General features: G+C 34.5%; 8 protein-coding genes, 4 tRNA genes and 1 pseudogene. 3 read left to right on the top strand and 10 right to left on the bottom strand.

The genetic code is table 11. The features are described from left to right. Window positions 1-134: 134 nt before the first annotated feature. Window positions 135-1,046: a S1 RNA-binding domain-containing protein gene (locus tag RTP52_RS17080; protein WP_312105404.1), complete on the top strand. Its 912-nt coding sequence runs from the start codon at window positions 135-137 to the stop codon at window positions 1,044-1,046. Window positions 1,047-1,595: 549 nt separating this feature from the next. On the opposite strand, the pseudogene RTP52_RS17075 reads toward RTP52_RS17080, so the two are convergent. Further along, a pseudogene (locus tag RTP52_RS17075) lies at window positions 1,596-2,210 on the bottom strand (GTP pyrophosphokinase); the annotation flags it as partial. A gap of 976 nt (window positions 2,211-3,186) precedes the next feature. Here RTP52_RS17075 and RTP52_RS17070 point away from each other — a divergent pair. Together RTP52_RS17070 and RTP52_RS17065 are read left to right on the top strand one after the other, a co-directional pair. Next, window positions 3,187-4,932, top strand: coding sequence for an ABC transporter ATP-binding protein (locus RTP52_RS17070; RefSeq protein WP_312105407.1), 1,746 nt, complete (start codon window positions 3,187-3,189; stop codon window positions 4,930-4,932). A 124-nt stretch (window positions 4,933-5,056) separates the two neighbouring features. Then, window positions 5,057-6,838 (top strand): ABC transporter ATP-binding protein, encoded by a 1,782-nt coding sequence (locus RTP52_RS17065; RefSeq protein WP_312372653.1) that lies wholly within the window; start codon window positions 5,057-5,059, stop codon window positions 6,836-6,838. A 351-nt stretch (window positions 6,839-7,189) separates the two neighbouring features. Here the strand turns inward: RTP52_RS17065 and RTP52_RS17060 are convergent, their stop codons facing one another. The 9 genes from RTP52_RS17060 to RTP52_RS17020 all read right to left on the bottom strand — a co-directional run bounded on the left by RTP52_RS17060 (window position 7,190) and on the right by RTP52_RS17020 (window position 14,271). After that, on the bottom strand, window positions 7,190-8,629 hold the full coding sequence (locus RTP52_RS17060) for a sensor histidine kinase (protein WP_312372652.1): 1,440 nt from the start codon (window positions 8,627-8,629) through the stop codon (window positions 7,190-7,192). After that, window positions 8,619-9,305 (bottom strand): response regulator transcription factor, encoded by a 687-nt coding sequence (locus tag RTP52_RS17055; RefSeq protein WP_312105415.1) that lies wholly within the window; start codon window positions 9,303-9,305, stop codon window positions 8,619-8,621. Before RTP52_RS17055 ends, RTP52_RS17060 begins: the two co-directional genes overlap by 11 nt. A 291-nt stretch (window positions 9,306-9,596) precedes the next feature. After that, window positions 9,597-11,579 (bottom strand): transketolase, encoded by a 1,983-nt coding sequence (gene tkt, locus RTP52_RS17050; protein WP_312372650.1) that lies wholly within the window; start codon window positions 11,577-11,579, stop codon window positions 9,597-9,599. 170 nt (window positions 11,580-11,749) lie between these two features. After that, on the bottom strand, window positions 11,750-12,403 hold the full coding sequence (gene fsa / locus RTP52_RS17045; protein WP_312372649.1) for a fructose-6-phosphate aldolase: 654 nt from the start codon (window positions 12,401-12,403) through the stop codon (window positions 11,750-11,752). Window positions 12,404-12,661: 258 nt separating this feature from the next. Beyond that, entirely contained in the window at window positions 12,662-13,399 is a 738-nt protein-coding gene (locus RTP52_RS17040) for an NAD-dependent protein deacylase (protein WP_312372647.1), read from the bottom strand. A gap of 424 nt (window positions 13,400-13,823) precedes the next feature. After that, a tRNA-Lys gene (locus RTP52_RS17035) sits at window positions 13,824-13,896 on the bottom strand. Between the two features lie 47 nt (window positions 13,897-13,943). Continuing rightward, window positions 13,944-14,016: transfer RNA gene (locus RTP52_RS17030), tRNA-Phe, on the bottom strand. A 43-nt stretch (window positions 14,017-14,059) separates the two neighbouring features. Further along, window positions 14,060-14,133, bottom strand: a tRNA-Met gene (locus tag RTP52_RS17025). Between the two features lie 56 nt (window positions 14,134-14,189). Beyond that, window positions 14,190-14,271 (bottom strand) — tRNA-Tyr (locus RTP52_RS17020). Between the last annotated feature and the right edge of the window lie 62 nt (window positions 14,272-14,333).

Raw genomic sequence — 14,333 nt, 5'->3', positions numbered from 1 at the left:
ATAGCAATAATTAAGTAAGCCATTGTTTCTTTGGAACAACCATGCTATACTAAAAATATCGGGTTTGTCATACTTTTGCAGTATAATAGAAGCAAAATACGGCCAAACTACACAAAATAAATGAGGTGAAAAAAATGGACGAAACTAATTTAACCATGGATGATTTTAAAACGGAACTGGAACATTCCTTAAAGCGTCTTACAGAGGGTGACCTTGTGAAAGGTACCATAATCGGTATCTCTGACACTGAAGTTACTGTAGACTTATCTTATTCTTCAGAGGGTATCATTAAGCTAGAAGAATTGAGTAACGATCCTCGTTTTTCAATCAAAGCGGATGTTACCATCGGAGAGGAAATTACTGCAATGATACTATCAGAGGATAAGGAAGGTAATCTACTTCTATCAAAGAAAAAGGCAGATGATATCTTATCTTGGGAAAAGTTAAAAACTATGATGACAGAACGCACTGTTTCCACTGTGAAGGTATCAAATGCGGTAAATAGCGGTGTTGTAACTTATTTAGAAGGTATTCGTGCATTTATTCCTGCCTCAATGTTAAGCCTCTCATATGTTGAAGATGTATCTACCTTTGTGGGAAAAGAATTAAAAGTAATCGTAGTAACTGCTGATAAAGAAGCGAATAAACTTGTTTTATCCGCAAAAGAAGTATTAAGAGAAGAAGAAGCAAAAGAAAAATCCCATAAAATATCCCAAGTGCAAAAAGGCATTGTAACAACTGGTATTGTTGATAAGCTTATGCCATTTGGTGCATTTGTTACAATTGGAGAAGGTCTTTCTGGACTTGTTCATATTTCTCAAATTTGTGGTAAGCGGATTAAATCACCTGCAGAGGTGTTAAAAGAAGGCCAAGAAGTGAACGTTAAGGTTTTAGATGTTAAAGACGGTAAAATCAGCCTAAGTATAAAAGCAGTCTCTGATGTAGAAGAGGTTCTTGATGATGCAGCCGATGCACCAGCGGAGTATAGTACAGGAGAACAAGCGACTACTGGATTAGGAGACTTATTAAAAAACTTTAAGTTTTAGTTAACATAAGATGCACTATTATTCTATATATCAAAATATAGTAGAACGCTAGTAAATCTTAACCCAATGAAAATGGGTACAAACGAAAATACCCCTAGAGGAAGCTATCATGCTTTCCACGGAACTACTTCGTTTGTACCCATCTTTTTTTAGTGTATAATTTATAGTCTAAGACTAAAAGTTTTATTTAAAAAGAATCCTTTGATTTAATCTTACCTAATCTTTGTTATCTTATTGAGCATTCGCTTTCATCTCTTGTTTTTTACGCTTATTACTTCCAAATAAGGAGAATGGTACCTTGTCACTCGTTTTAGACTTTAACGCTTTTTCTTGCAATGCACTTACCATCTCACTATATGCATTTATGTCATTATCAATAATAACTTCTTTTTGTTCAATCGCCTTTACCTCTTTTGGCGCATTCTTTTCTGCTACTTTTTCCTCAGCGATATTATCTTCCACAATGCTTCCATAAGAGTCCTTGATTTTACTATGGAACATACCAGAAACAATATCACGATAATGATCCATCGTATCATCACTATATGTTTTTATTTCCTCATTAATTGCTAGCATTTTCTGATCTAAAAACGAAACAATGTCAGCACATTCTTTTAACTCTCTTGTTATGTGGGAAGGTGCATTTCCTTCAAATTTGTAATACATCTTATGTTCTAGGCTTGCCCAGAAATCCATCGCTATTGTTCGAATCTGAATCTCAACTTTTGTTTCAACTACTTCCTGTGATAAAAATATTGGTACTGTTACAATCATATGATAGCTCATATAACCGTTAGGCTTTGGATTTGTAATATAATCCTTAATTTTTAGTACTTTTACATCACTTTGTTTACGAATCAAATCCGCAATTCGATAGATATCCGATGTAAAAGAACATATAATACGTATACCGGCTACATCATTAATGTATTTTACTATATTTTCACCGGTAAGCTCCATATTATTATGACGAATTTTTTTCGCAATACTTTGTGGAGATTTAATTCTTGAAGTAATATGTTCAATTGGATTATACTGATGTGCCAATTTAAATTCATTGTTTAATATTTCTAGTTTTGTATTTACTTCCTTAAGAGCCGCATCATATAACAAAAGAGCTCGATTCCATTCCTCGCCTTGACCATAAAACATTGGCAATTCCATATTTGTCACCTATTCCTTTACATAATACCTTCTGATTATTAAAACATGTTTCCTGTTTCAATAACTTATGAGAAACTGCACAGCTATTTCACATAAAAGGTGTGGTTTTTCACTTGATTATTGAAACATGTTTCTGTTTCGATAATACCATTGATTATTGAAACGTGCTTTCTGTTTCGATAATACCATTGATTATTGAAACGTGCTTTCTGTTTCAATAATACCTTTGATTATTGAAACGTGCTTTTTGTTTCAATAATATTACACTATGTATCCATCTGGCATTTTTTCATATTTGTATGATTAATTTAAAAATTAATTGTCTTTTATCCATTTCAATAACTTTATTATAACATGAAATTATGAACAATTTTTGAAGTTTTTAAGACTTAATGTATCTTTAATATTTTGTTAATCTTAGTCATAATGACATAAGTATCTTTTTCATAATTATTACATATGTATCAATATAGTAGATATACCACGTGAAAAGCCAGTAAAATAAAGAAGTTATATACCTAAAGAAAATGATTGAGTCGAAAAATTTTTACATAAAAATTAAAAAAATATAAATTTTAGGGTTGACATTCTCCTAATACTGGAATATACTTCTAAAGTAACCATAATTACATCCATAGAATTACTCAATCTATGGAAATAATAAAGAAAGTGAGGTAAGAATTCATGAGTAATAAAATTAATAACTTTGGAATGTTTAATAACACAATTAAATCATGCGGGACTACCTCCGGTATACGTCTATAGTATTATTATATCTTAGAATGAATGCCGTGGTATCTTGCCACGGCTTTTTTTGTCTTTAAAATGGTTTCACCTGTGAAAAACCATATCCTTTGTCGTGCGCAAGTCACTTTTCTGTCTGGATCAGCACCCTTGACAGAAATGGAACAGTCCTTTCTTTACCCAATTTGTAATTAAAAACCTAATATAGGTGTGTAAGGAGGAGAGACACCTTATGAAAATCTCACACTATTTAAAAAAATACTGGTATCGTTATGCCTTTGCAATCTTTTGCATTTTCTTAACCGTAGGCTTAGATATGCTAAATCCACAGATAACTATGCGAATTATTGATGATGTTATTGGAAAAGGGGAACGAGACCAACTTGCACCGCTACTTATTGTTGTTTTTCTTATTGGTGTAGGTCGTTGTATCTTTGGATATTTAAAAGAATACAACTTTGATTCTGTCAGCTCCAAAATATCTGCTGATTTAAGAAGCAAACTATTTCGTCATATACAAACACTGTCAGTAGATTTTTTTGATAAAAATAACACTGGTGAACTTATGTCCCGTGTAAAAGACGATGTTGATCGTATCTGGGATGCCTTTAACTACGTAAGTATGTTATTAATAGAGGTAATCGTTCATACCAGTATTATCTTATATTGCATGTTCCACCTAAATAAAAAATTGTTTCTAATTCCAGTAATAGCAATGCCAATAGTTGCAATCTTAGCATTTCTATTGGAGAGAAAACTTGGTGGAATTTATGAAGAAATCAGTGAACAAAATGCAACCCTCAATACCATCGCACAAGAAAATCTTGCAGGTGTTCGAACAGTAAAAGCATTTGCTCGTGAAAAATTTGAAATTCAGAAGTTCTTATCACATAACAAACGTTATTATGATTTGAATATGAGCCAATCAAAAGTACTCACTCGTTATCAGCCATTATTTCAGTTGATAACCAGAGCTCTTCCATTGATCATTGTTATCTATGGTGGATACTTAGCCATTCAGGGCGAAATTACTCTTGGTGTACTTGCCGCTTTTGTTGAGTATAGCAATAATATTACCTGGCCAATGGAGATGATAGGCTGGCTGACAAACGCTGCTGCCTCTGCTGTAGCTTCGAATAAGAAGATTAAGAAGATTTTTGCAGAAAAACCTAGTATTAAAAATCCTGAAAATCCTGTCACTCTTGATGATATCACCGGTGATATCGAATTTCGTAATGTAGATTTTGAAATAGATGGGAAAGAAATTCTTCATAATATCAATTTTCATTTGTCTACCGGAAAAACAATTGGTATTATGGGCGCAACTGGCGCTGGTAAGACATCGATTATTAATGTGCTTCAAAGGTTTTATGATGTAAAACAAGGAGAAGTACTTATAGATGGCGTAAATATCAAAGATTTAAGTCTTACCCAACTAAGAAAAAGCGTTTCTTTAGTAATGCAAGACGTGTTCCTATTCTCAGATTCCATAAATGAAAACGTTAAGCTTGGAAAGAAGACGTCAATGGAAGAGGAGGAAGTCATGCATGCACTGAAACATGCACAGGCTTCGGATTTTATTGAACTGATGGAAGAACAATACGAAACCATCATTGGGGAACGTGGCGTCGGCCTGTCGGGTGGTCAAAAGCAGCGTATCAGTATTGGTAGAGCTATAGCCAAAAAGGCTCCTATCTTAGTCCTTGACGATTCTACTTCTGCTCTTGATATGGAAACAGAGCATCAGATACAAGAAACTTTAAATTCCTTAAATGGAACCACAAAGATCATCATCGCTCATAGAATCAGTGCTGTTCGTAATGCAGATGAGATCATTTTCTTAGAAAATGGAACCATCGCAGAACGAGGAACTCATAACGACCTTTTACAAAAAAAAGGACTCTATTATGATACCTATATGGCGCAGTATGGCGACTATTTAGAATCCTCCAATGAGGTAATTGCATGTAACTATTAATTCTAACTCCCATTGCATATCACATCTGCAAGCAGATGTGATACTGCTTAAACAAGAAAAAGTGAGCTTCGCGAACTTTTCCTTGTCATGAATATAAATTATCATAGCGAAAGGACGTGAAACTATGGCTGTGAATGCTATAAAGGAAGATGAAAGTCTTCACGTAGCCTCGAAAAAAAATACCCTGCTAAGACTATATCGCTATCTGCTTGTTTATAAGAAATCTATCGCTGTTGTATTACTTATTATGTGTGGTACAATTAGCATTTCTTTGATCAACCCCCTAATCATAGAAGCAGCAATTGATAAATATATCAAGCGTGGTAATATAGATGGATTATTTAAACTTGGAATCTTTGCACTTGTACTAAATATAACTTTAGTAATATTAGTAAAGCTTCGAATGTACATTATGTCCAAATTATCCAATAGCGTACTTGTAACAATACGTCAGGAACTTTACACTCATATACAAACCTTAAGTTTTAAATTCTTTGACTCAAGACCAACCGGTAAAATCCTTGCTCGTATTATGGGTGATGTTAACTCACTGAAAGATGTATTAAGTAATAGTGTAACTACTTTAATACCTGATTTCATAACCATATGCTCTGTTGTCATTATTATGTTTGTGAAAAACTATAAATTAGCTCTTGCTTCCCTTTGTAGTTTTCCACTGATGGCATTTGGTGTATGGTTAGTTCAGACAAGAGCTCACAAACGTTGGCAGATTTTTAAGAAAAAAAGTTCCAACGTCAATGCCTTCATTCATGAAGATATATCCGGAATGCGCATTATACAAAGTTTTGGAGCAGAAGATGAAACAGAAGAGGAATTCGACGTGTTATTAAAAGAGCATCGTGACTCTTTTATGTCAGCAGTACGATTTGCAGATGCCTTCGGACCAATCGTTGATATATGCTGGGCACTTGCTACTCTATTTTTATTCCTTGTAGGTGTAAATCTAATTGGAAAGGATCCAAGTGTTGATATTGGTACCATTGTAGCGTTTGGTTCTTATATATCCATGTTTTGGCATCCGCTTCTTAACTTAAGTAATTTTTATAATCAGTTAATAACAAATATTACCGGAGCTGAACGTATCTTTGAAATTCTTGATACAAAGCCAGATGTTAGTGATGCTAAAGATGTCCATACCCTGCCTAATGTTCGGGGTGAGATCGACTTTAAGCACGTCTCCTTTTCTTATGATGAGGATACCAATGTCCTTCGTGACGTCAGCTTCCATGTTAAGCCTGGAGAAACGATTGCTTTGGTTGGCCCAACCGGCGCTGGTAAAACAACAATTATTAACCTAATTAGTAGATTTTATGACATTCAAAAAGGTACTATAAAGATTGATGGCCATGACCTAACCAAGGTATCCATTGAAAGCTTACGTGAACAGATGGGTGTCATGACTCAAGATAATTTCTTATTCACTGGAACAATCAAGGAAAATATAAGTTATGGTAAACTTGACGCTACGGATGAAGAAATTATTGCTGCAGCGAAAGCGGTAAATGCACACGAATTCATTATGAAATTGGAGAAAGGTTACGATACGGAACTAAAAGAGCGTGGTGCTGGTTTATCTATTGGTCAAAAACAGCTATTAGCCTTTGCCCGTACCATGGTATCAAAACCTAAGATCTTAATATTAGATGAAGCAACTTCTAGTATTGATACACATACAGAACTTCTTGTTCAAAAAGGAATCGAGGCATTGCTAAAAGGACGTACCTCCTTTGTTATAGCTCATCGTCTTTCTACCATACAGAAAGCAGATCGTATCTTTGTTATTGATAATGGTGGCATTATTGAATCTGGTTCTGCCGCAGAGCTTCTTGAAAAGAAAGGAGCTTACTACAACTTATATATGGCTCAGTTTAAAAATATAGCATAGATTTCATAAGGAGGTCAAAATATCTGAAACTTTATTGATAGGATGATTTGACTTCCTAACTTCCATAGCAGAATCAAACTATGAGAAAAATTTGAGCAATCGTTATAAAAAAAGGTGCTAATACAAAATACTAGCTTTAAATTGAGCTAGTGTTTGCATTAGTACTTTTTTGTTTTTACGCCCTTGTTTTAATATCTCTTATCTTAGTATATACCCTTTTATATTTTTATTTTGTTACTATCATATAGGAGAAATATAATATACTTATCCACACTTCAATCATTTTTAGAGACTTTTATTAACAAAAAAAGGACAGTAAGTGAATATCTAGTTACTTTACTGTCCTACTCATTAACTATCGTATCGTATTCTTGGAATCGTTACGATAAAACTTGTTCCCTTAGTATACTGAGAACGAACCTTTATCCTACCCGTATGATTCATAATAATAAGCTTTGCAATGGATAATCCCAATCCATGACCTTCAATCTTTCGATCACGGACATGATCAGAACGATAAAATCGGTTAAAAATATTATCCATATCTTTTCTTGTCATACCAATACCGGTATCCTCTACGCCAATCATACAGTCACCACGAATGTTACGGCAATAGATTCGGATGGTATCTCCATCCTGAGTATATTTTACTGCATTATCAATAAATACCCTGATTGCCTGTTTTAGAGCCTGCTTATCACCATATACATTAACATCCTCAAGGAAAGGTGCTTCGATTAATCGATTCGCAGTCACAAGTTTAGTTTCCTTTACCATTTCCTCAACGATTGGTCTCATATTGAATATCTTCTTCTCTAGCTTTAGCGTCTTCTTATCATGCCTTGATAGGAATAATAATTTTTCCACTAAATCTTGCATCGCTTTCGCTTCATTTTTTATCGCTTCAATCGATTCCTCTAGTATTTCTTGATCCTTGGAACCCCATCTGCTTAACATATTAATATAACCTTGAATAACCGCAATTGGTGTCCGAAGTTCATGAGAAGCATCCGATACAAATTGCTTCTGCCTTTCATATGATGTCTCTAATCGGTCTAGCATATTATTAAAAACAATAGCTAAGTCCTTTAGTTCATTCTTCGTTCCTTCCACATTTAATCGCTCACTGTGAAGGTTACCCACGGTCAAGCGATTTACTGTTGCAGACATGGATTGAATAGGCTGAAGAAGCTTAACATTGTCCTTCTTACCTTCTAGAATAATAAAGAATACGATTAAAACATATAAGATTGACATATTCCATAGCAAGGACCACAAACGATTATAGTCTTTCGTCATATTATAATAAAACTGTGCTCGGTATAGTATTCCTCCTTGGACAAATTCCATGTCATCATCAAGTATAAGTCGATGAGTATCGCTAGATTTTGTATAATGAATTGATCGAAAGATTCGTCCGAAATTTTTTACATCGTAGGTAACATCATTGTATACCTCTCGCCCCGTGTCCACTTCATACAAAACCATATTAACTCCTAGTTTTGAATAAGGATTTACCACAGCACCAAAAGATTCCCCATCATTCTCCAAATTTACAACAATTTCTTCTGCCATGTCCTCATATCTTCCTTTTTCTATATTCAAATAAAGAATAGAAAAAACAAAGAAGAAGAGAAACCCATTAATAATTAATAGCTTCAAATAATTCATGGCAATTCGGTTGGTAATAGAGAGTCGTATTCCTCCAAAAATGGCTTCTTTTTTTTCCCGATATGGTAGTATAATTTTCTTTAATACACTACGTATCTTTTCAACAGCTCTATTTTTCATCTCGAATTATATATCCCACCCCTCGGACTGTACTTATTAAATGTACGCCATATTTATCATCAATTTTTTGTCTAAGGTAACGAATATATACATCTACTACATTGGTATCTCCAAAATATTCGTAATCCCATACATTATTTAATAATTGTTCCCTTGTTAGCGCTATATTTTTATTCCTCATTAAATACTCTAGCAATTCATATTCTTTTTTTGTAAGAATTAGATCGTCCTCCCCATAATTAGCGCTATGACTTGTTAGATTTAATCTAAGTTCACCATGAGTTAGAACATCCTGTTTTACTTCTGCAGTACCCTTACTATGTCTGCTGAGCGCCACACGAATTCTAGCTAAAAGCTCCTCAATAGCAAAAGGTTTCGTCATATAATCATCAGCTCCCATATCAAGTCCAGCTACTTTATCAGTTACATCATCCTTCGCTGTTAACATAATAATTGGCACCTGAGAATCCATACGTATTCTTCTACATACTTCGATGCCGCTTAACCCTGGAAGCATAATGTCTAACAATACTAGATCAACATCTGGCTTTAATGCCTTTTCAAGGCCAGATCTACCATCATTTGCTATATCAACCGTATAACCCTCATACTTAAGTTCAAGTTCTACAAATCTAGCGATCTTAACTTCATCCTCTACAATTAATATCTTTGCCATACTTTTCTCCTCCTCTATTTCAATAAAAACTGAATAACCAAATAACAACTACACTATCTTTAATCTAACCTAATTTTAGCTATTCTACAAGGTTATTTCAATAGATAAGTTAATTAGATTTGGATTAGAATATACTAAAATTAAAAAAGAACTTGCATATCATAACTGCAAGTTCTTTTTTCCTTAATTATATTAGCCGTATTGAATTTTTATAAGAAACGAATATATTTTCTAAGATTTCAATAACCATACTAACTTAATCAAGATACACCTGAAAGGTTATTAGTTATTTTATAAAATAGATTTAACCGCTGTTACTACATTCTCAGTAGTAAATCCGAACTTCTTGAATAAAGTTGTAGCTGGAGCAGATGCACCAAATCCGTTCATAGATACGATTGTACCATCTAAACCAACATATTTCTCCCAGCCATATCCGATGAGTGCTTCAACTGCTACTCTCTTACGAACTGCACTTGGTAGAACGCTTTCTTTATACTCTTTGCTCTGCTCTTCGAAGATGTCCATACATGGCATACTAACCACACGTACATCAACGCCTTCTTTTAATAACTCAGCCTTTGCTGCAACAGCAAGTTCAACTTCAGAACCAGTTGCAATAATAATTGCATCTGGAGTTTCCTTATTAGAATCTTCTAATACATAAGCTCCCTTTAATGCTTCTTTTGATGAACCCGCTAACTGTGGTAGGTTCTGTCTTGTTAATACAAGAGCTGTTGGTGTTTCCTTAGAAGTTACTGCGCTATACCAAGCAGCAGTTGTTTCCGTAGCATCTGCCGGACGGAATACATGGAAGTTTGGCATTGCACGATACATTGCAAGCTGTTCGATTGGCTCATGAGTTGGGCCATCTTCACCAACACCGATACTATCATGTGTCCAAACAAAAGTTGTCGGTATTCTCATAAGTGATGATAATCTTGCCATTGGTTTCATATAGTCACTAAATACAAAGAAGGTAGATACATAAGCGCGTAAGCCATGTAACACCATACCATTACCGATTGCTGCCATAGCAAGCTCTCTTACACCAAAGTGGAGGTTTCTTCCTAGTCTATTGTCTTTGGAGAAATCACCTTCATCTTTTAAATAAGTCTTTGTCGAAGGAGCTAAGTCTGCTGCACCTCCAATTAAACTTGGTACATGGTTCTTTAATTTATTTAATATAACACCAGATAAGTTTCTAGTCGCTTCTGGTTTATCGTCAAATGACCAGAATTCCTCATTATCTAGTAATTCTTTTGCAACATCAAGGTCGAATTGTTTCTCCCATGCTTCCTTCATTTCTGGATAAGCAGCAATGTATTCTGCAAACATCTTATTCCATGCAGCCTCATCTTCTGCCTTCTTCGATGCGATTTCGTTGTAGTGAGCATACACTTCTTCTGGAACAAAGAAAGGTTCTGTGGATGTCCATCCAATATTTTCTTTTAATGCTACTACATTATCATCTCCAAGAGGTTCTCCATGTGCACTTGCTTTACCCTGTTTTGCAGGACAACCAAAACCAATCTGAGTTTTACATAAAATTAAACTTGGTCTAGTTGTATCAGCCTTAGCAGCTTTAACCGCATTTGAGATTTCTTCTATGCTATTACCATCTTCCACAACAATCGTTTGGAAGTGGAATGCTTCAAAACGTTTTAAAACATCTTCGGTAAATGCTATATCCGTATCACCTTCGATGGAAATCTTATTCGAATCATAGAAAACAATTAACTTGGAAAGTCCTAAAGTACCAGCTAAAGAAAATGCTTCATAAGAGATACCTTCCATCATACAACCGTCTCCACCGAGTACATAAGTATAATGGTCCATTACTGGATAATTCTCTTTATTAAATTTTGCAGCTAAATGTTCCTCAGCCATAGCCATACCAACAGCCATTGCCATACCTGCACCAAGTGGTCCTGTTGTAGCTTCAACACCCTTTGTATGACGATACTCTGGATGTCCAGGTGTAAGGGAATCTAACTGACGAAATTGCATCATATCTTCTTTGGTTAAACCATATCCAAATAAATGTAACAAGGAATACAATAACGTAGATCCATGTCCACCAGATAATATGAAACGATCTCGATTCGCCCAATCAGGGTTTGCTGGATTATGCTTCATTTCATTTGCCCAAATATCATAAGCAATTGCTGCACATCCAAGTGGTAATCCCGGATGACCTGATTTTGCTTTCTGTACGGCATCCGCAGCTAATACACGGATCGCATTAATGGACATTGTGTCAATGTTATTCATGTGATATCCTCCTAAATACATTCCTATTAATATATCTTATCGGAAGTCTGACTTAACCACCGATAAAGGGTGTCCTTTTGCTCCTTCATTAAATACAAGAACATGATTCTCATTCCGTATCTTGCATGGGCGTTTCGCCTTGATAATACTATGCTTTGTTCATTTTATTATTATTCGCCTAATACAGCTTTATAGTCTGCTTTAAACTTCTCAATACCAGCATCCGTTAATGGATGTTTAGTACATTGAACAATAACGTTATATGGAACAGTAGCAATGTGCGCACCCGCCAATGCACAATCTGTAATATGAACTGGATTTCTTACACTTGCAGCAATAATCTCAGTTGGTAAATTATATATCTCGAAAATTTCTGAGATTGTACGAATTAAATCAATTCCTGGAGTTGAAATATCATCGAGTCTTCCTAAGAAAGGAGAAACATATGTTGCTCCTGCTCTAGCAGCTAATAATGCCTGATTTGCAGAAAATACTAAAGTAACATTTGTTTTAATTCCTTCTGAGGATAATACTTTTGTTGCCTTTAACCCTTCAACTGTCATAGGAATTTTAACTACCATATTAGGATGAATTTTAGCAATCTCGCGTCCTTCTTTAATCATAGATTCCGCATCCTCTGTAGTAGCTTTTACTTCACCACTAATAGGACCATCTACAATATTAGTAATCTCAGTAATTACTTCCTTAAAATCTCTACCTTCTTTTGCAATTAATGATGGATTTGTTGTAACACCACAAATAACACCCATGTCATTTGCCTTTTTGATTTCTTCAACATTCGCTGTGTCTATAAAAAATTTCATTTTTTATACCTCCTGAATTATAAATCATTATTCAACTTACAACACTATGTTATTCCTAATTATTCCTTACTCATATTATCATGTAATAGAAAATATCTCAATGACAAATCTGCTTAATTTCTATGAAATTTAAGGATTTATTAATAACAAATAGCAAAATCTTTAAGTAGTGGAGTTCTTTCTACTTAAAATTGCATTACTTATTATCTATGTTACCAAAAACACGATATCATAAATGAATAGTTTATCCACTCAGATTTATATATTTTGAATAACAGAATCTAAAACCTCACCAATAGAATCATGAATCACTAAGGATGCTATTGTATCATAAGTTGTATTACTTTTATTAATTAGAACTAGATTTTTTCCATGAAAATACTCTATTAAACTCGCAGCTGGCCATACAACAAGAGAGGTACCGCCAACTATCATGGTATCCGCCTTCAAAATCGCATCGATTGCTTTTTGTATTATAGCCTGGTTTAATTCCTCTTCATATAAAACAACATCAGGTTTTATAACACCACCGCAATCCGTGCAAATTGGAACAGTATCCATATTCATTATTTGATCAAGACTATAACTTTTTCTACATTTCATACAATAGTTTCTATTAGAAGAACCATGGAGCTCATACACCATTTGACTACCTGCCATCTGATGTAAACTATCTATGTTTTGTGTAATAACTGCCGATAGCTTACCTAGTTCCTCTAGCTTAGCTAATGCAAAATGTGCAGGATTGGGTTTTGCTTCCTTATAAATCATATGGCTTTTATAATACGAAAAAAATTGATGCGTATGCCTCATAAAAAAACTATGGGATAATAATTGTTCTGGGGAATATTTTTTACCTTGCCCTGTCGTATATAAGCCATTTTCTGAACGAAAATCTGGTATTCCTGATTCTGTTGATACACCTGCTCCACCAAAAAATACAATATTGTTACTTTCCTTCACAATCTTTACAAGTTGTTCTGTTTCTTTTGTCATAAAATCATCTCCAATACTTTCATAGCTTTATTATAGCACATATAATGTGTATTTAGATGAATTCTATAACTTTGCCACTCTAAAGATTGTTTTTCTTTGTGAGAAAGAGTTAATATAATGTCTACTACTTAGTATGTATTATTCTTCTATTTTTAATTTATAAAATGTTATATTTAATCAAACAGTTGTACTTTTTCCGAAGAGATGTCTCAATACCTCCTTAATACCTCCTTTCTTTCACTAATAACGGATACCGACTTTTCTCTTATTCTACTGTTTCATATCAGTGAATTCTACTCATATTTAAACTTGTTCTACTCAAATATGAATAAACTGTAAGTTATTTGGTAAAGAAAAAATTTAAAAACAAAAAAAGCTGCAAAATAATGGATTGTCCAATTATTTTACAGCTTTCTCATATTACTGAGACATCCGGGATTCGAACCCGGGACACCTTGATTAAAAGTCAAGTGCTCTACCGACTGAGCTAATATCCCATAGTTTTATACATTTGACATTATGTTCCAATAAAGCATAAAACAAGTGCCCAGAACCGGAATCGAACCAGTGACACGAGGATTTTCAGTCCTCTGCTCTACCAACTGAGCTATCTGGGCATTGAAATGATACCTATTTAATTTCAATCCTTTTGGATTGGAGTTGCGGGGATAGGATTTGAACCTATGACCTTCGGGTTATGAGCCCGACGAGCTACCAGACTGCTCCACCCCGCGATATTATTTTTTTTTGATAATTGTTATAAATTGCTTTCACAGTTGATAACAATCAATGGATGGAGAAGGATTCGAACCTTCGAAAGCGTCGCTAACAGATTTACAGTCTGCCCCCTTTGGCCACTCGGGAACCCATCCATGTTCCTAAGCCGACGATCGGACTCGAACCGATAACCTGCTGATTACAAGTCAGCTGCTCT

Source organism: Lachnoclostridium sp., from assembly GCF_031997925.1.
Classification (GTDB): Bacteria; Bacillota; Clostridia; order Lachnospirales; family Lachnospiraceae; genus Lachnoclostridium.
Note: the sequence above shows the minus strand (reverse complement) of the source record. Positions and strands in the feature narration are given on the sequence as shown.